The following is a 26,775-nucleotide window of genomic DNA, read 5'->3' on the forward strand; positions in this document are numbered from 1 at the left end:
ACGGTGGTCGCGGGTGACGGTGTCGCGTGGGCCGGTCCCCGGCGGGTTGTTTCAGGGCTTGATCGGTGGCAAGCCCGAGCCGCGTCCGGTGCGGTCGCCGGGCGCGTGGCGCAGTCGTTGTCGCAGTTCGTGGCCGAACCGGTGGCGGACCGCCACGGCCAGGCACAGTGTCCCGACGGCCATCAGTGCGGCCAGGTGCTCCTTGCCCGCCAGGTTCTCCTTGATGAGCACCTCGGCCACCATGGCGACGGTCACCGCGCCCGCCGTGGCGTACGCGCCGTACCGCCAGGCCACGTACACGGCGAGTCCCACCACGGCCGCCGACGGGCCGGTGTCCACCACCTGTGCGTCCGTCCAGGGCAGCCCGAACGGGGCGTGCGTGCCGAGGGAGATGCCCACGCGTGCGTACAGGGTCCCGGCGAGCGTGGCGACGTACGCGATGGTCAGCGTCCGCCACCAGCCGATGCACACCTCGGCGATCCCGAACACGAGCAGGATCTGCGCGAGCGCACCCCACACGGGCAGGTCCAGCGCCGGCACGAAGAGGGAGAGGGGGGTGCGCAGCAGGGCCAGCCACAGGGGGTCCTCGGCCCGTACGGCGCCCATGTTCTGCACGAACTGAAAGCCCCACTGCTGGTTCTGCACCCACTGGAGCAGAGCGGTCAGGCCCACTGCCGAGAGTGTCATCGGGACCGCCCGCAGGCGCCGCTTCAGCAGGGCGTTGCGCAGGGTGACGCAGAGCAGCCCCCACTCCTCACGGGCCCAGCGGGCGAGCGTGCTCATCAGGTGTTCCTCATCCCCGTACGGTCATCGGTGCGTGTCGAGATGCCTGCGGTGCAGCCACTTCGGCAGTCCCGGCGCCGCGGGGCCTGTCGCCGGATTCCCGCCTGCCCCGCGGCGTCTGGCACGCACGCTCGCCGCGTTGCCGAAACGCCCACGTGGCTCCTCCCTCACGCTCGGCTTCGCTCGCGCGGGGGCACCCCCATCGAGGACGCTCCGGCGCCTTGCGATCGCACGCATCAGACGCCGCGGGGCCCGCCCTCCGGGCGGACGGCGGGAATCCGGCGACAGGCCCCCCAGGAAACCCTCCGCGCGGGCCGAGGCGAGTCCGATGCGCAGCAGGTCCGCGCTCTTCTCGAAGAGCAGGAACCGAGGCTCCCAGATGGGCCGGTACTTGGCGTTGGCGCGGTACAGCGACTCGATCTGCCACCAGCGGGAGAAGAAGCTGAGCAGCGACCGCCACAGCCGCAGCACCGGACCGGCGCCGAGGCGCGCGCCACGTTCGAAGACCGAACGGAACATGGCGAAGTTCAGTGAGACCTGCGTGATCCTGATCTCGCCCGCCCGGCGCAGCAGTTCGATGACCATGAACTCCATCAGCCCGTTGTCGGAGTCGCGGTCCCGGCGCATCAGGTCCAGCGACAGTCCGTGCGGGCCCCACGGCACGAAGGACAGCAGCGCGCGCAGCCTGCCCTCGGCGTCGGCGCACTCCAGCATCACGCACTGTCCGTCCTCGGGATCCCCGAGCCGCCCGAGCGCCATGCTGAACCCGCGCTCGGTCGCCCCGTCGCGCCAGTCGTCCGCCCGCTCCACCAGCTGCGTCATCTCGTCCGCCGGGATGTCCGCGTGGCGCCGGATGCGCACCGTGTACCCGGCCCGCTTCACCCGGTTGTGCGCCTGGCGCACGGTGCGCATGGCCCGTCCCTCCAGGGTGAACTCGGCCACCTCCACGAGCGCCTCGTCGCCGAGTTCGAGCGCGTCCAGGCCGTGCCGGGCGTAGATCGTGCCCGCCTCCTCGCTCGCGCCCATCACCGCCGGGATCCAGCCGTGCGCCCGCGCCTCGGCCAGCCATGGATCGATCGCCCCCGGCCAGGCCTCGGGGTCCCCGATCGGGTCCCCGGAGGCGAGTGAGACCCCGCCGACGACCCGGTAGGCGACGGCCGCCTTCCCGGTCGGCGACCACACCACGCTCTTCTCCCGGCGCAGCGCGAAGTAGCCCAGCGAGTCCCGCTCGCCGTGCTGGTCCAGCAGGGCCCGCAGCCGTTTCTCGTCGTCCTCGGTCAGCGGGTCGACGGCGCGCCGGGAGCGGAAGGCGGCGTAGAAGACGGCGAGGACGAGGGCCGTGCTGAGCACGTTGATCGCGACGTTGGCCCAGTTCGGCGGGTCGATGCCGGGGAAGCGGGACTCGTCGGCGGCCACCGACACCAGGCGCAGGGCGCCGTAGTGCCAGCGCTCCAGGAAGGTCGAACGGGCCGCGTCCGGCGCCTCGTTGGTCAGGGTGATCAGGAGCCCGGCGAGCAGGGAGGCGGCGAGCCCGCCGCCGGTGGCGACCGTCGCGGCGAGCCGGGGGTTGGATCGGTCGCCCTTGGCGTAGAACTCCCGGCGGCCGGCCAGCAGCGCGGCGACGAAGACGGCCGTGAGGCCGAGCGAGATCCAGTTCTGCGTGTACCGCCGGATCTCCGGGAACACCATGGCGAACGCGAACAGTGCCAGGAACGCCCCGCTCATCACCAGGTTGAGGATCCACGCCGCGCGTTTGCGACGGCGCATGGTGATCGCGAGGAACGCGGTGAAGACGCCCGAGGCGAAGCCGGCCGTCAGCAGGTATGGCGTGAAGTAGTCGTCCTGGTTGTGCCGGCGCACGTCCTGCCCGAGCGAGACCCAGACCGCGCTGAGGAAGTTGATGAAGGCGACGGTCCGCAGGTACCAGACGGCGAAGGCGGCGGCCCGTCGGGAAGCCCCGGTGGACCGCCGCCCCTGCTCACCCGGGCGCCCCGGTTCGGCTTGCGGTGGTACGGCAATTCGGGCATCTCCCATGGGGCAGGATCATATGGGGGCCGCCCTGGCGAACCACACTTTTCCGCCGGGGCGCCCCTCTCGTCCCGCTGCCCCCGGGCGCTGCCGCTCTACTCCTCTTCCGCCGGTTCCCCTGCTGTCCCCGCTACCTCTGCTTCCCCGGGTTCCTTCGCGGAATTCCCGGAAAGTTCCTCCGGCTTCTCGGGCAGCTCCGCTGCCAGCGCCGCCGCGGAGCGGACCAGGGGCAGCGCGAGCAGCGCACCCGTGCCCTCGCCGACCCTGACGCCCTGCCGCAGCAGCGGTTCCAGCGCCATCCGGTCCAGCGCCTTCGCCTGCCCCGGCTCCCCGCTGTCGTGCCCGGCCAGCCACCAGTCCGGCGCCCGGAAGGCGATCCGCTGCCCGACCAGCGCACAGGCCGCGGTCACCACGCCGTCCAGGATCACCGGCAGCTTCCGTACGGCGCACTGGAGCAGGAACCCGGTCATCGCGGCCAGATCCGCGCCGCCCACGGCCGCCAGCAGCTGCAACTGGTCCCCGAGCACCGGCCGGGCCCGCCGCAGCGCGTCCCGGATCGCCGCGCACTTGCGCATCCACGCCAGGTCGTCGATCGCGAGCCCGCCGCGTCCGGTCACCACCGACGCGTCGGTCCCGCACAGCGCCGCGATCAGGACCGCCGCCGGCGTGGTACCGCCCACGCTGATGTCGCCGAGCACGACCAGGTCCGTACCCGAGTCGGCCTCCTCGTCGGCGATCGCCATGCCCGCCCGCAGGGCCGCCTCGGCCTCGTCCGCGGTGAGCGCGTCCTCGATGTCGATACGGCCGCTGCCGCGCCGCACCCGGTGCCGTACGACGTCCTCGGGGAAGGCGTCCGGGTCGCAGTCCAGGGCCATGTCCACGACCCGTACGGGGACCTCCTGGCGCCGTGCGAGCACGGACACCGGGCTCGCGCCCTCCAGCACCGCCCGCACCAGCTGCCCGGCGCCGCCCGCCGGCCGCGCCGAGACGCCCAGCTCGGCGACCCCGTGGTCACCGGCGAAGAGGATCACCCGTGGCCGCTCCACCGGCCGTACCGGTGCGGCGCTCTGTGCGGCGGCCAGCCACTCGCCCAGCTCGTCGAGGCGCCCCAGTGCCCCGGGGGGCACGATCTGGCGCTCCCGCCGGGCCTCGGCGTCACGGCGAACACCCCCGTCGGGGCGCTCGATCAGATCGGTGAAGTCGTCCAGATTAAGCCTGCTCATTCGCCGAACAGTACCGCCAGCGAACGGCTCCTTCCGCGCCACGTCGCCACCACACCCGCATGACGTCTTTGCGCCCAAGATCGGTATCCCATACGTTCCGTTTTACAGCGGAATGTCGCACAGGGAGCCGCCCATGCCGACCTCGCCCCCCACCCCGCACACCGGGTCGCCCGCCGACCCGCACCACGAGCCGCGCCGCGCGGACTGCCCCTGGTGCGGCGGCAGGCGGCTGCGCACCCGGGCGCGGGCCACGCCGCCGCGCCGCCGCGGCCCGGGCACCTGCGCCGTGCAACAGTGCCGCGACTGCGGGCACGCCTTCCAGAACCCCCGGCTCACAGCGGAGGGCCTCGCCCTGCGCCACCTGGCCTTCTACGCCAGCCACCTGGGCGACTTCGCCGACCGGATCCTGTCCCCGGGCGCCGTCCGCCGCCGGCACCTGGCCGCGGCCCATGCCGTGCTGGCGCTGGCCGAGCCGGAGAGCTGGCTGGACGTGGGCACGGGGCACGCCCGCTTCCCCGAGACGGCCAGGGAGGTCTTCCCGTACACGTCTTTCGACGGCCTGGACCCGACCCCGCGCGTCGAACAGGCCCGCCGGGCGGGCCGCGTCGAGGAGGCGCACATCGGCGATCTCACGAACCCCTGGGTCCTGCCCCGGCTGCGCTCGCGCTACGACGTGGTCAGCGTGTTCCACCACCTGGAGCACAGCCCCGACCCGCGCGCCGAACTCCGCGCGGCCCTGGCGGCGCTGCGCCCCGGCGGCCTCCTGCTGATCGAACTCCCGGACCCGCGCAGCCTGTTCGGGAGACTGCTGGGCCGCCGGTGGCTCCCGTACGGCCAGCCCCGCCATCTCCACCTGCTGCCGCTGGCCAACCTGTGCGCGGAACTGGAGGCCCAGGGCTGCACGATCCTCACGACGGACCGCCGGGCACCCCACATCCCCTACGACCTGTCGGCGGCGCTGTCCCTGTCCCTGGCCCAGGCGCCCTCGTTCCTCCGGCGGGCCTTCGGCCCCGCCGTCGCCGCGGCCTCGGCCCTGGACCACATCCTGGCGCCGCTGCTGCGCCGCACCCGCTTCTCGAACGCGTACCGCGTCCTCGCCCGCCTCGACCGGGCGCCCGGCGCGGGAGCCCGCCGCGATCAGCCCCGCAGCACCAGCGCCTGACCCGCCACCACCAGCAGCACCTGTTCGCACTCGGCCGCGAACGCCGCGTTCAGCCGCCCGAGTTCGTCCCGGTAGCGCCGCCCGGAGGCGGTGGCCGGGACGATGCCCGAGCCCACCTCGTTCGAGACCGCCACCACCGTCCGGCGCGTGGCGCGCACGGCGTCCGTCAGTTCGCGCACCCGCTCCCGCAGCAGCTTCTCGCCGCCGCCCGCCCACTCCGCGTCGTCCCACGCCCCCACGGCGTCCATCGCGTCCGTCAGCCACAGCGACAGGCAGTCGATCAGCAGCGGCGGGCCGTCCCGGCCCAGCAGGGGCACCAGATCGGTCGTCTCCGTCGTACGCCACGAGCCCGGCCGCCGGTCCCGGTGCAGGGCCACCCGGGCCGCCCACTCGGTGTCCCCGCCGCGCATACCGCCGGTCGCCACGTACAGCACGTCCGGGAAGGACTCCAGGCGCCGCTCGGCCTCCACGGACTTGCCCGAGCGCGCCCCGCCCAGCACCAGGGTGCGGCGCGGCACGTCCGGCACGTCCTCGTACACCCCGACCGTCAGCGTCGTACCGTCCGGCACCGCCCGCGCCCCGGCCGCCGCCAGCCGCCGCCGCGTCTCCGGGCCGGGCGGCACGTCGTGGTCCAGGTGGACGGCGACCACGTCCGTCGTCGGGCCGGCCGAACCCACCGCCCGCAGCCGGGCCAGCGCGTCGGGCCGGCCCGCCACGTCCGCGAGGACCAGGTGGTACGACTCCGTCCTCGGCCCCTCCAGACCGGCCGGGGCGCCGCCCGGCGGCAGGTACAGCAGCCGCTGTCCGTCCGGTCCCGTCACCGCGTACCCGGTGCCGCCCGCGTCCATCGCGACCGCCCGCACCCGATGCCCCGTCAGCAGCGCCAACTCCCGCCCGTCCGGGACCCGGCCGGGCTGCGGCAGCCCGGCCGGCACCTCCACCGCCGGGCCGTCGTGCGGATGCGACAGCAGCACCTGCCGCACCCCGCCCAGCGAATGCCCGGCTCGCGCCGCCGCGAACGCCACGCCCGGCGTGAGGTCGAGCAGCAGCGCCCCGTCCACCAGCACGGCGGTCGCCGCCCGGGCGTCCGGTCCGAGCGCACTCGCGCAGGCGGCACAGGGGCAGTCGGGGCGGGGCAGTCCGGCCGGGGCGCCGGTACCGAGCAGAGTCACTTCCACGGAATCGATTTTCGCCCGTCTGATCAGGTCTCGCGCTTCCGGCTAGTCTGCCAGCACGTGTCGGATCGAAGGAGGCCCTGCATGACGGCATGGACGTGGCGGTTCGAGAAGGCCGACGGGACGGAGGTCGAGCCCGCCGTGGAGCCCGAGGAGTTCACCACGCAGGGGGATGCCGAGTCCTGGATCGGCGAGCAGTGGCGGGCGCTGCTGGACGGCGGCACCGAGCAGGTGCGGCTGTTCGAGGACGGCACCGAGATCTACCCGGCTCCGATGAGCCTGCGCGCCGCCGCCGAGAGCTGAGGGCGGCGGGGGTACGGCCGTACGGTCGTACCCCCGGTCTCCCCTTCGCCGGTTCCTCACTGCTCGCCGAGCGTCACGTGCACCGTCTTCTCGGCGCCGCCCCGCTCGTACGTCACCGACGTCTTCTGGCCCGGCCTGTCCGCCGCCAGCGCCTCGGCGAGGGAAGTGATGGTGCTGATGGGCTGGTTGCCCAGCCTGGTGATGATGTCGCCCTGCCGCAGGCCCGCCCCGGCGGCCGCGCTGCCGGGCTTGACGCTGACCACCGCCACCCCGGCCGGCCGGTAGCTCGCGTCCACGACCGTCCGCCCGACGACGCCGAGCGCGGCCCGCTCCGAGTCGACGACCCTGCCTTCCTTCACGATCTGGCCGGCGATCGTCCTCACCATCGACGCCGGGATGGCGAACCCGATGCCGGGCGCGGCGCTGCCCCCGAGGGCGGGGTCGGCGGCGGCGAGCGTCGGGATGCCGATGACCTCCCCGTTCAGGTTGACCAGGGCGCCGCCGCTGTTGCCGGGGTTGATGGCGGCCGAGGTCTGCACCAGGTTGGCGAGCGTCGCGCCCGTACCGCCGCGCGAGCGGGTCTCGCTGACGGTCCGTCCGACCGCCGAGACGATGCCCTGCGTCACGCTGGACGACAGCCCGAGCGGCGAGCCCATGGCCAGCACGATCTGGCCGACGTCCACCTTCTCGGAGTCGCCGAACGTCGCCGCCCGCAGCCCGTGCGGCACCTTGTCCAGCTTGATCACGGCCAGGTCCTGCAAGGGATACGAGTACACGAGGCTCGCGGTGAGCGGCTCCTCGCTGTTGGCCGTGGTCACCCTGAAGGTCTTGTCCTGCCCGACCACGTGCGCGTTGGTGACGATGTGTCCCCGGTCGTCGTACACCACCCCGGAGCCCAGCTCGTCGCGCGCCTGGATCTGCACGACCGACGGCAGGACCTCCCTGATCACCTTCTGGTACTGGCCCTGGAGATCGCTCGCGGCCATCGGTACGTCCGCCCGTGCCGTCGTCGCGGAGTCCTGGGCCGCCGGGGCGGAGGCGGGGGAGCAGCCGGCGACGAGGGCCGCGCAGCACACCAGCGCGGCAGCGGCCACGGCCCGGCCGAGGGCACGGGTACGGGTAGCGTCCATGCCCCGAGTCTCACCGACCGCCGGTCACCCGGCCCGCGCTGTTCCTCCGAACGGGCGCGGGTGCCCGGCGCCGCCGGATCGGGGCGTCGTGGGCGGCCGTGTCGGTGAAGACCCGTACCTCGTACCGGGCGTGCGGCGGGGCCGTGAGGTCGGCCGGTCGGGCTGTGGTGGGTGGGGGCGTCGTCGTGGGAAGGGGTGGGGGTGGCTGGTTCAGCCGCGTACGCCGCACAGGTGCAGCAGTGCCGCCACGCCGCGGTAGGGGTCGGTGCGGCCGGCCCGTTCCTCGGCTGCCAGGAGCGTGTCCAGGTCGTCCGGGATGGGGGCGTCGTCGGCGGCCGTGTCGGTGAAGACCCGTACCCCGTACCAGGCGTGCAGCGGGGCCGCGAGGCCGGCGAGCGTCGCGGTCAGCGTGGCCAGCCGGTCGGCCCGGACGTCCAGGCCCAGCCGGTTGTGGTACGCCGTCGTGTCGTACGCGCCCAGGGCGCCCGCCCAGTCGCCGCACAGGCCCGGGCGCATGGCGAGCGCGTCGCCGTTGCGCACCAGCAGGGAGAGCAGGCCGCCGGGGGCCAGCATCCGGGCCAGGCCCGCCACCAGCGGGTCGGGCTCCTCGACGTACATCAGCACGCCGTGGCACAGCACCACGTCGAAGCTGCCCGGCAGGAAGTGCACACCCGTGTCCCGCCCGTCGCCCTGCACCAGCCGGACCCGCTCGCGGATGCCCTCGGGCTGCGCGGCCAGCGCCGCACGGGCGGCGTCGATCATCGCCGCGTCCTGCTCGACGCCGGTGACCTGGTGACCGAGCCGGGCCAGCCGCAGCGCCTGCGTGCCCTGGCCCATCCCCACGTCGAGCACCCGCAGCCGCTGTCCGACCGGGAACCGCCCGGCTATCTGCTCGTCCAGCTGCCGGGCCACCAGCTCCTGCCGGACGACATCACGCAGCCCGCCCAGCTTGCGCAGCCAGGCTCCTGCCGCATCCCCGGTGAAGGCGTCTGCGCTCAGGGCCGCTCTCCGCGCTTGACCTGCGGCTTGGGCAGCCGGAGCCGGCGCATCTGGAGGGAGCGCATCAGGGCGTAGGCGACGGCGCCCCGGGTGTTCTGCCCGGAGAACTTCTCCTTGAGGCGCTTCTTCAGCCGGAAGCCGCTGATCGCCCCGTCCAGCACGATGAGCACGATCACGACCAGCCACAGCAGCAGCGCGATGCTCTGGATCGCGCCCACCCGCACCACGCTCAGCACGAGGATGACCACGGCCAGCGGCAGGAAGAACTCCGCCACGTTGAACCGCGAGTCCACCCAGTCCCGGGCGAAGCGGCGCACCGGGCCCTTGTCCCGGGCCGGCAGATACCGCTCGTCGCCGGTGGCCAGAGCCTGGCGCTGGCGCTCCAGCGCCAGGCGCCGCTCCTCGCGCTGGCGCTTGGCGGCGTCCTTGCGGGTCGTCGGCGTATGGGCGACGCTGCGGCGCTGGGACTGGGCGTCACTGCGCTTGGGCGTGGGCCTGCCCTTCTTGGCCTGCGGGTCACGGGGCTGCTTGGAGTCGGTCACCTGCGCCTTGTCGGCGTGGGCCTTCTCTTCCTTGGCACGGCTACGGAACACAAAGACCAAGGGTAAGCGCTGCACCGGCATGGACCCCAGCCCAGTGGGGAACGATCCGGCAACGCCAGTCGTCATCAGGGGACAGAGGGGACGTCACGACAGGGGGTCACCTACTCCTCACGCCGGAGCGGTACGGTCCGCAGTCGTCCTTGGGGATGAGCGCATCACTCCCCGAACAGTGCGGTAATGGAGTCAGGGCCCGTACTGTGGGTCCTGTCGCAGGATCTGTGAGCTGGAGTCCGTCAGAAGGGGGCGCGCGAAGCCCATGAGCGGTGTCATGAAGCGTATGGGGATGATCTTCCGCGCGAAGGCGAACAAGGCCCTTGACCGGGCCGAGGACCCGCGCGAGACCCTCGATTACTCGTACCAGAAGCAGCTGGAGCTGCTCCAGAAGGTGCGCCGGGGCGTCGCCGACGTGGCGACCAGCCGCAAGCGTCTGGAACTTCAGCTCAACCAGTTGCAGCAGCAGTCCTCCAAGCTGGAGGACCAGGGCCGCAAGGCGCTCGCGCTCGGCCGCGAGGACCTGGCCCGCGAGGCGCTGTCCCGCCGCGCCGCGCTCCAGCAGCAGGTCACCGACCTGGAGACGCAGCACGCGACCCTCCAGGGCGAGGAGGAGAAGCTCACTCTCGCGGCCCAGCGCCTCCAGGCCAAGGTGGACGCCTTCCGCACGAAGAAGGAGACCATCAAGGCCACCTACACCGCCGCCCAGGCCCAGACCCGCATCGGCGAGGCCTTCACCGGCATCTCCGAGGAGATGGGCGACGTCGGCCTGGCCATCCAGCGCGCCGAGGACAAGACGCAGCAGCTCCAGGCCCGCGCCGGCGCCATCGACGAACTCCTCGCCTCCGGCGCCCTCGACGACCCGACCGGCACGGCCAAGGACGACATCGCCGCCGAGCTGGACCGGCTCTCCGGTGGTACGGATGTGGAGCTGGAGCTCCAGCGGATGAAGGCCGAACTGGCCGGAGGTTCCCCGCAGCAGGCCATCGAGGGCGGTACCGCGCAGGGGCAGCCCCAGCAGCAGCCGCAGGACACCCCGCGTTTCGACAAGCAGTAGTCCGGCACCGGGGCCCGAGCCGAGGAGGCCGACGTGATCGTGCGGATCATGGGGGAGGGCCAGTGGCAACTGGCCGACTCCCACTTCCCTGAGCTGAACAAGCTGGACGACGAGCTGCTGGACGAGATGGAGAGCGGCGACGAGGAAGGCTTCCGCCGTGTCCTCGGCGCCCTCCTCGACGCCGTCCGCCGCCTCGGCGCTCCGCTTGCGGACGATGCGCTGGAGCCCTCGGAACTGATCCTTCCGTCGCCGGACGCCTCGCTGGAGGAGGTCCGGGAGATGCTCGGCGACGAGGGACTGATCCCGGGCTGACCTCACGGGTGAACGGGGTGGTGCGTGACCACCCCGCCCGGCACGAGGACAGGGTGTTGCGAAGCCCCCGTACTGTTCCTCCTGTGAGCACTCTCGAACGCGCCCGGTGCAGCGTCAGGGCGCACCCGTGGGCCCTGGACGCGGGCCTCGCCGCGGGCGTGCTGGTCTGCATGATCGCGGGATCGTTCGTGACGCCGCGCGGGACCGACGGGGTCACCTGGGGTGCCCGCACCCCGGCCGCCCTGAGCCTCCTCCTCATGCTGCTCGCCGCGGGCGCGCTCGTCTTCCGGCGCCGCACCCCCATGCCGGTGCTCGCCGTCACCGGCACGCTCGCCGTCGTCGAGTGCGTCACCGGTGACCCGCGCGCCCCGGTCACGATGGCCGCCGTCGTCGCCCTCTACACCGTCGCCTCGACCACCGACCGGACCACCACCCTGCGCGTCGGCCTGCTCACCATGACCGTGCTGACGGCCGCCGCCATGCTCGGCGGCCCCCTGCCCTGGTACGCGCAGGAGAACCTGGGCGTGCTCGCCTGGACCGGTATCGGCGCCACCGCCGGGGACGCCGTGCGCAGCCGGCGCGCGGTCGTGCAGGCCATCCGCGAGCGGGCCGAACGGGCCGAGCGGACCCGTGAGGAGGAGGCCCGGCGCCGGGTCGCCGAGGAGCGGCTGCGCATCGCCCGCGACCTGCACGACGTCGTCGCCCACCACATCGCCCTGGTGAACGTGCAGGCAGGAGTCGCCGCGCACGTCATGGACAAGCGGCCGGACCAGGCCAAGGAGGCCCTCGCGCACGTCCGCGAGGCCAGCCGCAGCGCCCTCGACGAGTTGCGCGCGACCGTCGGCCTGCTCCGGCAGTCCGGCGACCCCGAGGCACCCACCGAGCCCGCGCCCGGGCTCGGCCGGCTGGAGGAGCTCGCGGGCACCTTCCGCAGCGCCGGGCTCCCGGTGGAGGTGGCCCGCGCCGGACCGGACGCGGATCTGCCCGCCGCCGTCGAGCTGGCCGCCTACCGCATCGTCCAGGAGGCCCTGACCAATGTGCAGAAGCACGCCGGGACCGGTGCCAGGGCCGAGGTCAGCGTCGTCCGGGTGGGACCGGACATCGAGGTGACCGTGGTGGACGACGGCCCGGGCGGGCCGAGCGCGCCCGGCACCGGCGGCGGGCACGGGCTGCTCGGCATGCGCGAGCGGGTCGCCGCCCTCGGCGGCACCCTCACCACCGGCCCCCGCTACGGCGGCGGCTTCCGCGTCCATGCGATCCTGCCCGTCAAGACCCGCACCGAGACCCGTACGGCCTGAGCGCCGTACGACGGCCCCCGGGGGAGCCCGCGTGACGATCCGTGTCCTGCTCGCCGACGATCAGGCCCTGCTGCGCAGCGCGTTCCGGGTGCTCGTCGACTCCGAGCCCGACATGGAGGTGATCGGCGAGGCCTCCGACGGCGCGGAGGCGGTCCGGCTGGCCAGGGAGCAGGGCGCCGACGTCGTCCTCATGGACATCCGGATGCCGGGCACGGACGGGCTCGCCGCCACCCGGATGATCAGCGAGGACCCGTCCCTCTCCGAGGTCCGCGTGGTCATCCTGACGACCTTCGAGGTCGACGACTACGTCGTCCAGGCGCTGCGCGCGGGCGCCTCCGGCTTCCTCGGCAAGGGCAGCGAGCCGGAGGAGCTGCTGAACGCCATCCGGGTCGCGGCGGGCGGCGAGGCCCTCCTGTCGCCGACCGCCACCAAGGGGCTGATCGCCCGCTTCCTCGCCCAGGGCGACGACGACGGCCGCGACCCCGCCCGCTCCGAGCGGCTCGGCGCGCTCACCGGACGGGAGCGGGAGGTGCTGATCCAGGTCGCCGGCGGCCACTCCAACGACGAGATCGCCGAGCGCCTGGAGGTCAGCCCGCTCACGGTCAAGACGCACGTCAACCGGGCCATGGCCAAGCTGGGCGCCCGCGACCGGGCCCAGCTCGTGGTGATCGCGTACGAGTCGGGGCTGGTCAGGCCGCGCACGGACTGATCTCCACCCCGGGGCCGACCCACGGTGTACTCCGTTCTCCACCCGGCGTACTGCGGGCGGAGTAGGGCGCGGATAAGGAAATGGACCCTGGGGCTACGGTTTCGCCCTTCGCGATGGGCGAGGGTGAGAGGGTCTGCCGCTCATAGATTGAGAGACCCTGACCCATGTCCTGGCTGTCGAGGTTCAGCCTGCGCCAAAGGGCCCTGATCGGCCTGATGTCGCTCATCGCGCTCGTCTTCGGGCTGATCGCGATACCCCAGATCAAGCAGCAGCTGCTGCCCACCATCAACCTGCCCATGGTCTCGGTGATCGCGCCGTACCAGGGCGCCTCGCCCGATGTGGTCGAGAAGCAGGTCATCGAGCCGATCGAGAACACCCTCCAGGGCGTCGACGGCGTCAAGGGCGTCACCTCGACCGCCAGCGAGGGCAACGCCGTGATCATGGCGTCCTTCGACTACGGCAACGACACCAAGCAGCTCGTCTCCGACGTCCAGCAGGCCGTCAACCGGGCCCGCAACCAGCTCCCGTCCGGCGTCGACCCGCAGGTCATCTCCGGCTCGACCGACGACATGCCGACCGTCGTCCTCGCCGTCACCTCCGACAAGGACCAGCAGGCCCTCGCCGACCAGCTGGACAAGACGGTCGTACCGACGCTGAAGGACATCTCCGGTGTCGGCCGCGTCGCGGTCACCGGTGTGCGCGACCTCCAGGTCACGGTCACCCCGGACGACGCGAAGCTGGCGCAGGCCGGTCTCACCCCCGCCGCGCTCGGCCAGGCCCTCCAGACAGGCGGCGCGACCGTCCCGGCCGGATCCTTCGACGAGGGCGGCGTGAGCCGCACCGTCCAGGTCGGCGGCGGCTTCACCTCGCTCGCGCAGATCCAGGACCTGACGGTCACCGGCGAGGGCGGCGGCAAGCCCGTACGCCTCGGTGACGTGGCCGCGGTCAAGGAGCAGCCGGCCCCGGCCGACTCCATCACCCGCACCGACGGCAGGCCCAGCCTCGCCGTCAACGTGACCATGGACCACGACGGCAGCGCGGTCACCATCTCGAACGCCGTCAAGGACAAGCTGCCCGGCCTGCGCACGCAGCTCGGCTCGGGTGCCGAGCTCACGGTCGTCAGCGACCAGGGCCCGGCCGTCTCCAAGTCCATCAAGGGCCTGACCACCGAGGGCGCGCTCGGCCTGCTCTTCGCGGTCCTCGTCATCCTGGTCTTCCTCGCGTCGATCCGCTCGACGCTGGTCACGGCGGTGTCCATCCCGCTGTCCGTCGTCCTCGCCCTGATCGTGCTGTGGACGCGCGGCCTGTCCCTGAACATGCTCACGCTGGGCGCGCTGACCATCGCCGTCGGCCGGGTCGTGGACGACTCGATCGTGGTCCTGGAGAACATCAAGCGGCACCTCGGCTACGGCGAGGAGCGGCAGGCGGCGATCGTCACCGCGGTGCGCGAGGTGGCCGGCGCGGTCACCTCCTCGACCCTCACCACGGTCGCCGTGTTCCTGCCGATCGGCCTGGTCGGCGGCATGGTGGGCGCCCTGTTCGGCTCGTTCAGCATCACGGTGACGGCGGCCCTGCTGGCCTCGCTGCTCGTGTCGCTGACGGTCGTCCCGGTCCTGTCGTACTGGTTCGTGCGCGCCCCCAAGGGCACCCCGGACGACGCGGCCGAGGCCCGGCGCCGGGCCGAGGAGAAGGAGGCGAGCAGCCGCCTCCAGCGCGTCTACGTCCCCGTCCTGCGCTTCGCCACGCGCCGCCGCCTGACCAGCCTGCTGATCGCCGTCGTGGTCCTGGTGCTCACGTTCGGCATGGGCGGCATGCTGAAGACCAACTTCTTCGACCAGGGCGCGCAGGAAGTCCTCACGGTCAAGCAGGAGTTGAAGCCCGGCACCAGCCTCGCGGCCACCGACGTCCAGGCGAAGAAGGTCGAGCGGCTCATCGCCTCGACCAAGGGCGTCAAGGACTACCAGGTCACCGTCGGCTCCTCCGGCTTCATGGCGGCCTTCGGCGGCGGCACCGGCACCAACCAGGCGTCGTACCAGGTCATGCTGAAGGACTCGAAGTCGTACGACGACGTCCAAAAGCACCTGGAGGACGGGCTGAAGAAGCTCTCCGGCATCGGCACGACCACCGTGTCCGCCGGTGACGGCTTCGGCAACCAGAACCTGAGCGTGGTGGTCAAGGCCGCCGACCCGCAGACGCTGCGCACGGCGGCGGACCAGGTCCGCTCCACGGTCGCGGGCCTCGGCGGCGTCACCGACGTCACCAGCGACCTCTCGACCAGCGTGCCGCGGATCTCGGTCAAGGCCAACGCGAAGGCGGCGGCCGCCGGTCTGGACGACCAGAAGCTCGGCGCGCTGGTCGCGGAGGCGGTGCGCGGCACGACGGCGGCGAAGGCGACCCTCGACGACACCGAGCGCGACGTCGTGGTGCGGTCGGCCGAGCCCGCGACGACCCTGGCCCAGCTGAAGAACCTGCGGGTGGGCCCGGCCAAGCTGGGTGACCTCGCCACGGTGCAGGTGGTGGACGGGCCGGTGTCGCTGACCCGGATCGACGGCCAGCGCGCCGCGACCATCACGGCGAAGCCGACCGGTGACAACACGGGTGCCATCAGCACCAAGCTCCAGTCGAAGATCAAGGCGCTGAAGCTGCCGACGGGTGCCACGGCCGAGATCGGCGGCGTCACCTCCGACCAGAACGACGCGTTCAAGAACCTGGCCCTGGCCATGCTGGCGGCCGTCGCGATCGTCTTCATGCTCCTGGTCGCGACGTTCCGTTCGCTGGTCCAGCCGCTGATCCTGCTGGTCTCGATCCCGTTCGCGGCGACGGGCGCGATCGGCCTGCTGGTCGCCACCGGCACCCCGATGGGCGTCCCGGCGATGATCGGCATGCTGATGCTGATCGGCATCGTGGTCACCAACGCGATCGTGCTGATCGACCTGATCAACCAGTACCGCGGACAGGGCTACGGCGTGGTCGAGGCCGTGATCGAGGGCGGCCGGCACCGGCTGCGCCCGATCCTGATGACGGCCCTGGCGACGATCTTCGCCCTGCTGCCGATGGCCCTGGGCGTCACGGGCGAGGGCGGCTTCATCGCCCAGCCCCTCGCGGTCGTCGTCATCGGCGGCCTGATCACGTCCACCCTGCTGACCCTGCTCCTCGTCCCGACGCTCTACGCCATGCTGGAACTCCGCAAGGAGCGCCGGGCGAAGAAGCGGGCGGCGAGGAAGGGCACGCCGGTCCCGACCGAGTCCGCCCTGGACGAACCGGAGCCGGCCGGAGTGTAGGAGCCGGTTGTGCCGTCGGCCGGGCCCGCGTCGCAGCGCGGGTCCGGCCGACGCGTATCGGGCCCGGTTCACCGAGACGACGGCGTCGAGCAGTTCGTGCAGAGGACGTCGCTTGCGGGGCCTTTCCGGTCAAATCCGCCAGGCGGTCGCCGAGGTGGTCCCGAGAAGTTCTCGGGCGTCATGGGGGCTTGGCGCAGTACGGCGTCTCGTGCACCACGAGCGCCTCGGCTTCGAGCCGAAGTATTCGAGCCGAAGTAGTGGCGGGCGGAGAGGCAGGCAGTGAGGGCGGTCGGTTGTCACGCCTCGCCGATGCCCTGGAGGCGGAGTCGCTCGACTCTGCCGAGGAGGTGTCGGCTGGGGCGCTCGGCTTCCGGAGAGGTGATCGGTCAGAGGAAGTCCGTGGTCTCCAGCTCGAAGGCGAAGGGTTCGGGGAGGGGGAGGGGCTTGCCGAAGGCGAGGACGCAGTGCTGCCTGTAGTCGCCGTTCTCCGGGTCGCTGAACAGGGTGACCTCGGAGCTACCTCGGTCGACCAGCAGGTAGAGAGGGATGCCGCCACGGGCGTAGCAGTGGCGTTTGGCCTCGCGGTCGATCTTGGGCTTGCTGGAGGTCACCTCCAGCACCATGGCAACTCCCTGGCAGGGCATCCACGGATCAGCGCCTCGGAAGAGCCGCAGTTCCACGGGGGCGAACGTGCAGTCAGGGATGACGTGGTCCTGCGGGCGGCCTTCCGCTTTCTCCAGCTTCAGCCCCTTGTTGCCGGAGAAATCCATGTCGGTCCGGGACTTCTTGATCACCTGCCTCACAATCCGGCTGAAATGATCCTCGTGGTCCCCGTCCGGCGGCGGTGTCACAACGATCTCCCCCTCGACCAGCTCAGCCCGGAAACCCTCCGGTGTGTCCAGGGCGAGAAACCCCTCCAGCAGGATCTCTGCCTGCGTGAGCGGCTCATGGGCCACGGCAGTCATGTCACGCCCCTCCTTCGGTCGCTCGTCAGACTCGGCCATCGCAAGATCACCTGTCCATGAGATCGGGAACCGTTCCCCCGATCGTGGCACGAAAGGGGCGCCTCCCGACACCGGGAAGCGCCCCTCCTCCACGTACGGCCGACCATGCTTACGGCAGCGCGAGCATCCGCTCCAGGGCCAGCTTGGCGAACGCCTCGGTCTCCTTGTCGACCTCGATCCGGTTGACCAGGGTGCCCTCGGCCAGGGACTCCAGGGTCCAGACCAGGTGGGGCAGGTCGATGCGGTTCATGGTCGAGCAGAAGCAGACCGTCCTGTCCAGGAAGACGATCTCCTTGCCCTCGGGAGCGAAACGGTTCGCCAGGCGGCGGACCAGGTTCAGCTCCGTGCCGATGGCCCACTTGGACCCGGCCGGCGCGGCCTCCAGGGCCTTGATGATGTACTCGGTCGAGCCGACGTAGTCGGCCGCGGCCACGACCTCGTGCTTGCACTCGGGGTGGACCAGGACGTTCACGCCCGGGATGCGCTCACGGACGTCGTTGACCGAGTCCAGGCTGAAGCGGCCGTGCACCGAGCAGTGGCCGCGCCACAGGATCATCTTCGCGGCCCGCAGTTGCTCCGCCGTCAGGCCGCCGTTCGGCTTGTGCGGGTTGTAGACCACGCAGTCGTCCAGGGTCATCCCCATGTCGCGGACGGCGGTGTTGCGGCCCAGGTGCTGGTCCGGCAGGAAGAGCACCTTCTCGCCCTGATCGAAGGCCCACTCCAGCGCCCGCTCGGCGTTCGACGAGGTGCAGATCGTGCCGCCGTGCTTGCCGGTGAACGCCTTGATGTCGGCCGAGGAGTTCATGTACGAGACCGGCACGACCTGCTCGGCCACGCCCGCCTCGGTCAGCACGTCCCAGCACTCGGCGACCTGCTCGGCCGTCGCCATGTCGGCCATGGAGCAGCCGGCTGCGAGGTCGGGCAGGACGACCTTCTGGTCGTCGGAGGTGAGGATGTCCGCCGACTCGGCCATGAAGTGCACACCGCAGAAGACGATGTACTCGGCCTCCGGGCGCGCGGCGGCGTCCCGGGCCAGCTTGAAGGAGTCACCCGTGACGTCGGCGAACTGGATGACCTCGTCACGCTGGTAGTGGTGGCCGAGCACGAAGACCTTGTCGCCGAGCTTCTCCTTGGCCGCGCGGGCGCGCTCGACCAGGTCCGGGTCGGACGGCGACGGCAGGTCACCGGGACACTCGACGCCCCGCTCGCTCTTCGGGTCGGCCTCACGGCCGAGCAGCAGCAGGGCGAGCGGAGTCGGCTGCACGTCGAGCTCCGGGGTCTGGGCGGTGGTCACGGCACGCACCCTTTCTACTTTTCGTCTAACTGACGCTATCTATCATATCCGCTTCACGTCACTTTGACGATGGCCATAACGTCGATGTGACATGAATCCCGCTCCAGCCGCCTCGTGGGCCGCTGTCCGCGTCCTCGGCCATGTGCGAGCATGAAGACGGAAGTGAAACCGCGACAACGCGACCGCCCGGCCCGGAATGAATCCGCGGAAGCGCCGGTTGCACTGGTCGGCAAGCAGTCTCCGTACAACCCGGGAGAGATGTAGATGTCCGTATCGGACGAGACCACCACCGTCACCGACGGCATCATCCTGACCGACGCCGCCGCGGCCAAGGTCAAGGCCCTGCTCGACCAGGAAGGCCGTGACGACCTCGCGCTGCGCGTCGCCGTCCAGCCCGGCGGCTGCTCCGGCCTGCGCTACCAGCTCTTCTTCGACGAGCGCTCGCTCGACGGCGACGTGGTGAAGGACTTCGGCGGCGTCAAGGTCGTCACCGACCGCATGAGCGCTCCGTACCTGGGCGGCGCCACCGTCGACTTCGTGGACACCATCGAGAAGCAGGGCTTCACGATCGACAACCCGAACGCGACCGGCTCCTGCGCCTGCGGCGACTCCTTCAGCTGAGCCCGCCACGGCATGACGAAGGCGGCGGCCCTCTCCGCGGGGCCGCCGCCTTCGTCGTACGCCCGGGTCACCGTGCCCGTGCCCCGGTCTCCGGTCGCAGCGCGCCCGGCTTGGCCTGAGGGATCGGCGTGCCGTCCGCACCGACCACCGTCCGCCCGTCCAGCGGCGCGGTCAGCCGCACGGTCTTCACGTACTCCTTGGCGATCATCACGCACACCTTGTCCGGCCAGGGATGCTCGGTGACGGTGACGGTCACCCTGCCGTCGCTCTCCTTCGCCGCCGCCGAGTAGTCCGCGCACACCCCGCCGTAGAAGCTCACGGTCAGCTCACGGTCGTCGGCCGTGTACCCCTCGACCTTCACGGTGTGCGGCTTCGGCGCCGTGCTCGGCCCGCCCGAAGGAGCCCCGCCGGAGGGAGCCCCGATGGACGGCGCGGGCGTCAGATACGCGGGATCGACCGCCGGGTACGTCACCGTGTACGCACCGCCCGCCGCGTCGCCCCGCACCCGGAACAGCCAGGACGGCACCAGTGCCTGCTTCCCGGCGACGGAGTGCGCGGCGAGCCCGAACACCGCCTTGTCGACGGTGGCCGTGTCCGCCCCGGAGGTGCCGGCGTCCGCCCCGCAGGGCCGCTCGAACCGGTCCTTGACCGGCACCGGACGGGTGCAGCCGCCGATCCCCATCCGGTGGTCGCCCTTCGGCGCCGCGTTCATCAGCTTCAACGTCTTCGCCGCGTCCAGGACCGGATACGTGTCGCCCTTCACCGGCGCCGCGAGCAGCCCGTGCCCGCCCGCCACCTCGCCCTGCCCGTCGACCGTCAGACCGGTCGTCCAGCCGTACGTCGGCAGCCCGCCGACCACCGGCTCGGCGTTCACCACCCGCTGGACTCCCATCACCTGGCTCGCGTCGACCTTCGCGTCGTCCAGCCCGGCCGCCTTCAGCACGGGGGCCGCCGCCGCGGTCGCCCTCGACACGCTCACCGCGCCGCCCGTCGGACCCATCGGGCCGTGTGAGCACAGGGCGCCCTTCGCGCAGTCGTCGGTGCCCGGCGCGTAGCGGCTGAAGGTCCAGCTGCCCGGCGCGTCCCGGTTCACCGTGAGGCTCGGGCCCGTGCCGTCCTTGCCGCCGACCCGCCAGATCCCGCCCTCGGCCACCGGCGTCCCGGCCACCCCGAGCGCCCGGGCGAGCCTGGTCACGGCGTCCTGGCCGACCTCGCCGCGCGGGGTGTACACCGGCGCGGAGCCGGGGCCGCCCGGCAGCCCGCCGTGGGCCACGTACGTCGCGCCGTAGGGGTCGCCGCTCCGGCCGTCCAGGGCGAGCGGCGGGGGAGTGGCCCCCGCGCCGGCCGCCCCCGGTCCGCCGTCCGTACGACCGCCCGTGGCGCCGCTCGCCGCGAGATAGGCGCCACCGCCGCCGACCAGCAGCACGGCGGCGGCCACGGAGAGGACGGCGGCCCGGGACCGGCGCCGTCCGCCGTGCTCGTCGTCGGCGCGCTCCGCACGACTCCCGGTGTGTGCGGAGCCCTCAAGGTGCTCGCGGTCCTCGGGTCGCTCGGTGTTCACCGCATCGCTCCTCGTTGGTCGAGGCAGGTCGTACCCCGCCTCCCCCTGGTGGGGGACGGCAATGGGACGCGTGAGGGGAGCGTGCGGTTCCCGGGCGGTGCGCCCGTGCGTCAGTCGCCGTAGTCGGACATCTCGTCCAGCAGCCGCGCGGAGCGCGCCGGCACGCGCACCCCATGGATACGGGACGGCGGCACCGGCCGCGACTCGGCATGCGCGGGCACCGACCAGCGCCCGGCCATCCGGGCGCAGTCGACGCGCAGCGTGGCGAGGTCGCCCTCCAGGTCGGCCGGGGCGGGGGAGTGGACCCTGAGGTTCGTCATGCTGGCACCGTAGGCTCGGCCGGCGGTGCGAAGAAAGGGCTACTATCGGGTAGTTTTGCCAACTACAGCGGTGTCGCCCGACCGGGTAGCGTGAACTGTCAATCCAGCCTCCCGCAGGAGAATGCCCGTCGTGCGCATCGCAGTCACCGGCTCCATCGCCACCGACCACCTCATGACCTTCCCCGGCCGTTTCGCCGACCAGCTCGTCGCGGACCAGCTGCACACGGTGTCGCTCTCCTTCCTGGTCGACAACCTCGACGTGCGCCGCGGCGGCGTCGCCGCCAACATCGCGTTCGGTATGGGGCAGCTGGGTACGCGGCCGATCCTGGTCGGTGCCGCCGGCTTCGACTTCGACGAGTACCGGGCCTGGCTCGAACGGCACGGCGTGGACACCGACTCGGTCCGGATCTCCGAGACCCTGCACACCGCCCGCTTCGTGTGCACCACCGACGCCGACCACAACCAGATCGGCTCCTTCTACACCGGCGCGATGAGCGAGGCCCGCCTCATCGAGCTGAAGACCGTCGCCGACCGCGTGGGCGGCCTCGACCTGGTCCTCATCGGCGCCGACGACCCGGAGGGCATGCTCCGCCACACGGAGGAGTGCCGCTCGCGTGCGATCCCCTTCGCCGCCGACTTCTCCCAGCAGATCGCCCGCATGGAGGGCGACGAGATCCGGGTGCTGATGGAGGGGGCGACGTACCTCTTCTCGAACGAGTACGAGAAGGGCCTGATCGAGACCAAGACCGGCTGGAGCGACGCCGAGATCCTGGCGAAGGTCGGCCACCGCGTCACCACGCTCGGCTCGCGGGGCGTGCGCATCGAGCGGGCCGGCGAGGACCCGATCGAGGTCGGCTGCGCCGAGGAGGAGCGCAAGGCCGACCCCACGGGCGTCGGCGACGCCTTCCGCGCCGGCTTCTTGTCCGGGCTGGCCTGGGGCGTGTCCCTGGAGCGGGCGGCGCAGGTCGGCTGCATGCTCGCCACGCTGGTCATCGAGACGGTCGGCACGCAGGAGTACCAGCTGCGCCGCGCCCACTTCATGGAGCGCTTCACCAAGGCGTACGGGGACGAGGCCGCGCGGGAGGTCCAGGCCCACCTGGGCTGAGCCCGGCGCGGCTCAGCCCACCCTGCGCACCACGTACGCCGTCCCCCGCTCCGCCGGCTCCTCCCCGACGTACTCCTGCCCCCGCATCTCGCACCACGCCGGGATGTCCAGCCGGGCGGCCTCGTCGTCGGAGAGGACGCGGACCGTGCCGCCCACCGGCACGTCACCGAACACCTTGGCCAGTTCGATGACCGGGATCGGGCAGCGCTTGCCGAGGGAGTCGACGACGAGTTCCCCGGCTCCCCCGGCCGGTACGGCCGGCGCGGGGGCCGGGGCGCCCAGCTTCTCCCGGACGCCCGCCACGGCCCCCGGCAGCACCTCCAGGAACCGCTCCACGTCCGCCTCGGCCGCCCCCGGCGGCAGGGACACCCGGACGTTGCCCTCGCTCAGCACCCCCATCGCCTTCAGCACATGGCTGGGCGTCAGCGTGCTGCTCGTGCACGACGATCCGGACGACACGGCGAAACCCGCCTCGTCCAACGCGTGCAGCAGGGCCTCTCCGTCGACATAGAGACACGAGAAGGTGACGATCCCCGGCAGTCGCCGCTCGGGGTCGCCGACGACTTCGACGTCGGGCACGGTCGCCGGCACCCGCGTCCGGATCCGTGCCGTCAGCTCCCGCAGCCGCACCGCCTCCTGGGCCGCCTCGGCGCGTACCGCGCGCAGCGAGGCCACGGCCGCCACGATCGCCGGGATGTTCTCGAACCCGGGTGCCCGGCCCGACTCCCGTTCGCCGGCCGGTCCTTGGGCGGCGAACCGCACCCCCTTGCGGACGACGAGCAGTCCGACCCCGGGCGGCCCGCCCCACTTGTGCGCGCTGGCCGCGAGCAGCGACCAGCCGCCCCCGACCGGTCCCCAGCCCAGCGACTGCGCAGCGTCCACCAGCAACGGCACCCCGGCCGCCCGGCACACCTCGGCCACCTCGGCCACCGGCTGCACGGTCCCGACCTCGTGGTTGGCCGACTGGAGCACGGCGAGCGCGGTGCCCTCCCGGAGCGCGGCCGCGTAGGCGGCGGGGTCGGCGCGCCCGGTCCGCTCGACGGCCACCTGGGTGACCGTCCCGCCGCCCGACGCGTGCAGGTCGGCCGCATGGAGCACGGAGGAGTGTTCGACGGACGACACGATCAGGTGGCTTCCGACCCGCCGCCGCCCGGCCAACGCCCCCGCGACACCGGCGTGTACGGCCTGTGTCCCGGACGCCGTGAACACCACCTCGTCCGCCCGGCAGCCCACCGCCTCGGCCGCCGCCTCCCGCGCCGCGTCCAACAACATCCGCGCCTTGCGCCCCTCCCTGTAGAGCCGAGCGGGATCGGCCCACCCGTCGTCCAGGGAGGCCAACAGGGCCTGACGGGCGACCGGGTGGAGAGGAGCGCTGGAGGCAGCGTCAAAGTAGGCCATACGGCAACGTTAAGACCGCGGACGGGGCAGCCGGACAAGGGGCGCGAGGAACCGTGCGACCAGCCACGACGAGCCCGCGCCCGCCAATTCAGCGAACCACCCGCTCCAGTAGGCACCCCTCCCCGCGAACCCTCGGAGAGGGTGGGCTAGGGTTTGGTCCGCATAAACATCCAAACCCCTGCCCGTCGCAGGGCGGCGACCGACCAGCGAGAAGGCCGCAGCCGACCGCGCGGGCGAGACTCTCGGGAAGGCGCTACGTGAGTCCCAACGGCTCCGACCGCTCGCCGCGGCGCCCGATGCGGCGGAAGCTGCTGCAGGCACTGACCGCGGGCCTGGTCCTGGCGACCGCAACCGGTTGCACATACAAGGACTTCCCCCGCCTTGGCATGCCCACCCCGACCACGGAAGAGGCTCCGCGGATCCTCTCCCTGTGGCAGGGCTCCTGGGCTGCTGCACTGGCCACCGGCGTGCTGGTGTGGGGCCTGATCCTGTGGAGTGCTTTCTTCCACCGGCGCAGCCGCACCAAGGTCGAGGTACCTCCGCAGACTCGGTACAACATGCCGATCGAGGCCCTGTACACGGTGGTCCCGATCATCATCATCTCGGTGCTCTTCTACTTCACGGCCCGGGACGAGTCGAAGCTCCTGGACCTCTCAAAGAAGCCCGACGTCACGGTCAACGTGGTGGGCTTCCAGTGGAGCTGGGGCTTCAACTACGTCGAGAGCGTTCCCGGTGTCTCCGGCGACGCGAAGACCGACAAGAACCTGGACGCCATTCCGGACCGGTTCAAGAAGGACTTCCCGGCGAACGCCGGCGGCGTCTACGACGTCGGCACGCCCGCCACGAAGAACCCGCAGACGGGCAACCCCGGTCCGACCCTCTGGCTCCCCAAGGGCAAGACGGTCCGCTTCGTCCTCACGTCCCGTGACGTCATCCACTCCTTCTGGGTGGTGCCGTTCCTGATGAAGATGGACGTCATCCCGGGCCACACCAACTCGTTCCAGGTGACCCCCAACCATGAGGGCACCTTCCTCGGCAAGTGCGCCGAGCTCTGCGGTGTCGACCACTCCCGGATGCTGTTCAACGTGAAGGTCGTTTCCCCGGCAGCGTACGAGGCGCACCTCAAGGACCTCGCCAAGAAGGGGCAGACCGGTTACATTCCCGCCGGCATCGCGCAGACGAGCCACGAGAAGAACCGGGAGACGAACAACCTGTGAGCATCCTCAACGAACCCCAGGGTGCCGCGGCAGCCGCAGGCTCGTACGCGGACGAGCTGCCGGTCAGGCGCAAGCAGCCCGGTAATGTCGTGGTCAAGTGGATGACGACCACCGACCACAAGACGATCGGCACGATGTACCTCGTGACGTCGTTCGCGTTCTTCCTGATCGGCGGCGTGATGGCGCTGCTCATGCGCGCCGAGCTGGCCCGGCCGGGACTGCAGATCATGTCGAACGAGCAGTTCAACCAGGCGTTCACGATGCACGGCACGATCATGCTGCTGATGTTCGCGACGCCGCTGTTCGCCGGTTTCGCGAACTGGATCATGCCGCTGCAGATCGGCGCGCCCGACGTGGCGTTCCCGCGGCTGAACATGTTCGCCTACTGGCTGTACCTGTTCGGCTCGCTCATCGCGGTGGGCGGCTTCCTCACTCCGCAGGGCGCCGCCGACTTCGGCTGGTTCGCCTACTCGCCGCTGTCGGACGCGGTCCGCTCGCCGGGCGTCGGCTCGGACATGTGGATCATGGGTCTGGCCATGTCCGGCTTCGGCACCATCCTCGGCTCGGTCAACTTCATCACGACCATCATCTGCATGCGCGCCCCGGGCATGACCATGTTCCGCATGCCGATCTTCGTGTGGAACGTGCTGCTGACCGCCGTCCTGGTCCTGCTCGCCTTCCCGGTCCTCGCGGCCGCGCTGTTCGCCCTGGAGGCGGACCGTAAATTCGGCGCCCATGTATTCGACGCCGCAAATGGCGGAGCATTGCTATGGCAACACCTCTTCTGGTTCTTCGGCCATCCAGAGGTGTACATCATCGCGCTACCGTTCTTCGGCATCATTTCCGAGGTCATTCCGGTCTTCTCCCGTAAGCCGATGTTCGGTTACATGGGTCTGATCGCCGCGACCATCGCGATCGCCGGTCTGTCCGTGACGGTGTGGGCCCACCACATGTACGTCACCGGTGGTGTGCTGCTGCCGTTCTTCTCCTTCATGACGTTCCTGATCGCGGTGCCGACCGGTGTGAAGTTCTTCAACTGGATCGGCACGATGTGGAAGGGCTCGCTGTCCTTCGAGACGCCGATGCTCTGGGCGACCGGCTTCCTGATCACCTTCACGTTCGGTGGTCTGACCGGTGTCATCCTGGCCTCGCCCCCGATGGACTTCCACGTCTCCGACTCGTACTTCGTGGTGGCCCACTTCCACTACGTGGTCTTCGGCACGGTCGTCTTCGCCATGTTCTCCGGCTTCCACTTCTGGTGGCCGAAGATGACCGGCAAGATGCTGGACGAGCGCCTCGGCAAGCTCACGTTCTGGACGCTGTTCATCGGCTTCCACGGCACCTTCCTGGTCCAGCACTGGCTGGGCGCCGAGGGCATGCCGCGCCGTTACGCCGACTACCTGGCGGCCGACGGCTTCACCGCGCTGAACACGGTCTCGACGATCAGCTCCTTCCTGCTCGGCCTGTCGATCCTGCCGTTCCTCTACAACGTCTGGAAGACGGCCAAGTACGGCAAGAAGGTCGACGTCGACGACCCGTGGGGCTACGGCCGTTCGCTGGAGTGGGCGACCTCCTGCCCGCCGCCGCGGCACAACTTCCTCACCCTGCCGCGGATCCGCAGCGAATCCCCGGCGTTCGACCTGCACCACCCTGAGATCGCCGCTCTGGAGCAGCTGGAGCACTCCGGCGTCGGTGCCATCGCGGGCAGCAAGGAGGCCGGCAAGTGAAGATCCAGGGTCGGCTGTTCATCTGGCTGAGCGTCTTCATCCTGATCATGGCCATCGTGTACGGCGTGTGGTCGAAGGAGCCGGCCGGCACCACCGCGCTGTTCCTGGCCTTCGGCCTGAGCGTCATGATCGGCTTCTACCTGGGCTTCACCGCCCGGCGGGTCGACGCGGGCGCCCAGGACGACAAGGAGGCCGATGTCGCGGACGACGCGGGCGAGCTGGGCTTCTTCAGCCCGCACAGCTGGCAGCCGCTGCTGCTGGGCTTCGGCGGTGCGATCGCCTTCCTCAGCATCGCGGTCGGCTGGTGGCTGATCTACTTCGCCGCCCCGTTCATCGTCCTCGGCCTGTTCGGCTGGGTGTTCGAGTACTACCACGGTGAGAACCGCACCCAGTAGCACACGAGAACGCGCGCCGGAAGCCCGGACACTCCATGTGGAGCGTCCGGGCTTCCGGCTGTCGTCGTTCAAATGGAGCA

The 26,775-nt window shown here is 71.5% G+C and carries 24 protein-coding genes; 12 read left to right on the forward strand and 12 right to left on the reverse strand.

Features of this window, described 5'->3' with window-relative positions; translation table 11 throughout:
* Positions 1–51 precede the first annotated feature (51 nt).
* The 3 genes from ACZ4MF_RS01620 to cobT form a co-directional block, all read right to left on the reverse strand.
* Positions 52–783 carry a hypothetical protein gene (locus tag ACZ4MF_RS01620; protein WP_467488777.1) on the reverse strand — a complete coding sequence of 244 codons (732 nt, stop codon included), beginning with the start codon at positions 781–783 and terminating at the stop codon, positions 52–54.
* Between the two features lie 24 nt (positions 784–807).
* A complete protein-coding gene (locus ACZ4MF_RS01625) occupies positions 808–2,817 on the reverse strand; it encodes a phosphatidylglycerol lysyltransferase domain-containing protein (protein WP_467488779.1) in 2,010 nt (669 codons plus the stop codon).
* Between the two features lie 89 nt (positions 2,818–2,906).
* Positions 2,907–4,034: a nicotinate-nucleotide--dimethylbenzimidazole phosphoribosyltransferase gene (gene cobT, locus ACZ4MF_RS01630; RefSeq protein WP_467488781.1), complete on the reverse strand. Its 1,128-nt coding sequence runs from the start codon at positions 4,032–4,034 to the stop codon at positions 2,907–2,909.
* A gap of 133 nt (positions 4,035–4,167) precedes the next feature.
* Here cobT and ACZ4MF_RS01635 point away from each other — a divergent pair, with 133 nt between their 5' ends.
* On the forward strand, positions 4,168–5,196 hold the full coding sequence (locus ACZ4MF_RS01635) for a class I SAM-dependent methyltransferase (protein WP_467488783.1): 1,029 nt from the start codon (positions 4,168–4,170) through the stop codon (positions 5,194–5,196).
* Here ACZ4MF_RS01635 and ACZ4MF_RS01640 read toward each other — a convergent pair.
* Positions 5,172–6,374: a bifunctional adenosylcobinamide kinase/adenosylcobinamide-phosphate guanylyltransferase gene (locus ACZ4MF_RS01640; RefSeq protein ID WP_467488785.1), complete on the reverse strand. Its 1,203-nt coding sequence runs from the start codon at positions 6,372–6,374 to the stop codon at positions 5,172–5,174. The genes ACZ4MF_RS01635 and ACZ4MF_RS01640 overlap by 25 nt on opposite strands.
* 81 nt (positions 6,375–6,455) lie before the next feature.
* On the opposite strand from ACZ4MF_RS01640, the gene ACZ4MF_RS01645 reads away from it, so the two are divergent.
* Positions 6,456–6,674, forward strand: coding sequence for a hypothetical protein (locus ACZ4MF_RS01645; protein ID WP_356020840.1), 219 nt, complete (start codon positions 6,456–6,458; stop codon positions 6,672–6,674).
* 56 nt (positions 6,675–6,730) lie between these two features.
* On the opposite strand, the gene ACZ4MF_RS01650 is transcribed toward ACZ4MF_RS01645, so the two are convergent.
* The 3 genes from ACZ4MF_RS01650 to ACZ4MF_RS01660 form a co-directional block, all read right to left on the reverse strand.
* Entirely contained in the window at positions 6,731–7,804 is a 1,074-nt protein-coding gene (locus ACZ4MF_RS01650) for a S1C family serine protease (protein ID WP_467488787.1), read from the reverse strand.
* A gap of 210 nt (positions 7,805–8,014) precedes the next feature.
* The gene (locus ACZ4MF_RS01655; protein WP_467488789.1) at positions 8,015–8,716 is read right to left on the reverse strand and encodes a class I SAM-dependent methyltransferase; all 702 of its coding nucleotides are present in this window, start codon (positions 8,714–8,716) and stop codon (positions 8,015–8,017) included.
* A gap of 83 nt (positions 8,717–8,799) precedes the next feature.
* The gene (locus ACZ4MF_RS01660; protein WP_467488791.1) at positions 8,800–9,426 is read right to left on the reverse strand and encodes a DUF3043 domain-containing protein; all 627 of its coding nucleotides are present in this window, start codon (positions 9,424–9,426) and stop codon (positions 8,800–8,802) included.
* Positions 9,427–9,661: 235 nt separating this feature from the next.
* On the opposite strand from ACZ4MF_RS01660, the gene ACZ4MF_RS01665 reads away from it, so the two are divergent.
* The 5 genes from ACZ4MF_RS01665 (at position 9,662) to ACZ4MF_RS01685 (ending at position 16,053) form a co-directional block, all read left to right on the forward strand.
* A complete protein-coding gene (locus tag ACZ4MF_RS01665; protein ID WP_362820555.1) occupies positions 9,662–10,453 on the forward strand; it encodes a PspA/IM30 family protein in 792 nt (263 codons plus the stop codon).
* A gap of 33 nt (positions 10,454–10,486) precedes the next feature.
* Positions 10,487–10,765, forward strand: a complete 279-nt coding sequence (pspAA, locus tag ACZ4MF_RS01670; RefSeq protein ID WP_356020849.1) for a PspA-associated protein PspAA — start codon at positions 10,487–10,489, stop codon at positions 10,763–10,765.
* A gap of 83 nt (positions 10,766–10,848) precedes the next feature.
* A complete protein-coding gene (locus ACZ4MF_RS01675) occupies positions 10,849–12,063 on the forward strand; it encodes a sensor histidine kinase (RefSeq protein ID WP_356020852.1) in 1,215 nt (404 codons plus the stop codon).
* A gap of 31 nt (positions 12,064–12,094) precedes the next feature.
* Complete coding sequence (locus ACZ4MF_RS01680) at positions 12,095–12,772, forward strand: response regulator (RefSeq protein WP_467488794.1); 678 nt, start codon at positions 12,095–12,097, stop codon at positions 12,770–12,772.
* A gap of 164 nt (positions 12,773–12,936) precedes the next feature.
* On the forward strand, positions 12,937–16,053 hold the full coding sequence (locus tag ACZ4MF_RS01685; protein WP_467488796.1) for an efflux RND transporter permease subunit: 3,117 nt from the start codon (positions 12,937–12,939) through the stop codon (positions 16,051–16,053).
* A gap of 386 nt (positions 16,054–16,439) precedes the next feature.
* On the opposite strand, the gene ACZ4MF_RS01690 is transcribed toward ACZ4MF_RS01685, so the two are convergent.
* Together ACZ4MF_RS01690 and nadA are read right to left on the reverse strand one after the other, a co-directional pair.
* Positions 16,440–17,018 carry a Uma2 family endonuclease gene (locus ACZ4MF_RS01690; RefSeq protein ID WP_467488798.1) on the reverse strand — a complete coding sequence of 193 codons (579 nt, stop codon included), beginning with the start codon at positions 17,016–17,018 and terminating at the stop codon, positions 16,440–16,442.
* A 148-nt stretch (positions 17,019–17,166) separates the two neighbouring features.
* A complete protein-coding gene (nadA, locus tag ACZ4MF_RS01695; RefSeq protein WP_467488800.1) occupies positions 17,167–18,351 on the reverse strand; it encodes a quinolinate synthase NadA in 1,185 nt (394 codons plus the stop codon).
* A gap of 264 nt (positions 18,352–18,615) precedes the next feature.
* Here nadA and ACZ4MF_RS01700 point away from each other — a divergent pair, with 264 nt between their 5' ends.
* Complete coding sequence (locus tag ACZ4MF_RS01700; protein ID WP_030340884.1) at positions 18,616–18,972, forward strand: iron-sulfur cluster assembly accessory protein; 357 nt, start codon at positions 18,616–18,618, stop codon at positions 18,970–18,972.
* Between the two features lie 67 nt (positions 18,973–19,039).
* Here the strand turns inward: ACZ4MF_RS01700 and ACZ4MF_RS01705 are convergent, their stop codons facing one another.
* Positions 19,040–20,533, reverse strand: a complete 1,494-nt coding sequence (locus ACZ4MF_RS01705; protein ID WP_467488802.1) for a hypothetical protein — start codon at positions 20,531–20,533, stop codon at positions 19,040–19,042.
* A gap of 110 nt (positions 20,534–20,643) precedes the next feature.
* Complete coding sequence (locus ACZ4MF_RS01710) at positions 20,644–20,853, reverse strand: hypothetical protein (RefSeq protein WP_467488804.1); 210 nt, start codon at positions 20,851–20,853, stop codon at positions 20,644–20,646.
* Between the two features lie 130 nt (positions 20,854–20,983).
* Here ACZ4MF_RS01710 and ACZ4MF_RS01715 point away from each other — a divergent pair, with 130 nt between their 5' ends.
* Positions 20,984–21,958 (forward strand): carbohydrate kinase family protein, encoded by a 975-nt coding sequence (locus ACZ4MF_RS01715; protein WP_467488806.1) that lies wholly within the window; start codon positions 20,984–20,986, stop codon positions 21,956–21,958.
* A 12-nt stretch (positions 21,959–21,970) separates the two neighbouring features.
* Here ACZ4MF_RS01715 and ACZ4MF_RS01720 read toward each other — a convergent pair whose 3' ends face one another.
* Positions 21,971–23,356 carry an aminotransferase class V-fold PLP-dependent enzyme gene (locus tag ACZ4MF_RS01720; RefSeq protein WP_467488808.1) on the reverse strand — a complete coding sequence of 462 codons (1,386 nt, stop codon included), beginning with the start codon at positions 23,354–23,356 and terminating at the stop codon, positions 21,971–21,973.
* Positions 23,357–23,613: 257 nt separating this feature from the next.
* On the opposite strand from ACZ4MF_RS01720, the gene ctaC reads away from it, so the two are divergent.
* From ctaC to ACZ4MF_RS01735, 3 genes are read left to right on the forward strand one after another with little or no spacing between them, the layout of a single operon-like run.
* Positions 23,614–24,573 (forward strand): aa3-type cytochrome oxidase subunit II, encoded by a 960-nt coding sequence (gene ctaC / locus ACZ4MF_RS01725; RefSeq protein WP_356020870.1) that lies wholly within the window; start codon positions 23,614–23,616, stop codon positions 24,571–24,573.
* Positions 24,570–26,300: an aa3-type cytochrome oxidase subunit I gene (gene ctaD, locus ACZ4MF_RS01730; protein WP_071382878.1), complete on the forward strand. Its 1,731-nt coding sequence runs from the start codon at positions 24,570–24,572 to the stop codon at positions 26,298–26,300. Before ctaC ends, ctaD begins: the two co-directional genes overlap by 4 nt.
* Positions 26,297–26,695 carry a cytochrome c oxidase subunit 4 gene (locus tag ACZ4MF_RS01735; RefSeq protein WP_467488811.1) on the forward strand — a complete coding sequence of 133 codons (399 nt, stop codon included), beginning with the start codon at positions 26,297–26,299 and terminating at the stop codon, positions 26,693–26,695. Before ctaD ends, ACZ4MF_RS01735 begins: the two co-directional genes overlap by 4 nt.
* The last annotated feature ends 80 nt before the right edge of the window (positions 26,696–26,775 follow it).

The sequence above is a fragment of the Streptomyces sp. NPDC025793 genome, from assembly GCF_055558375.1.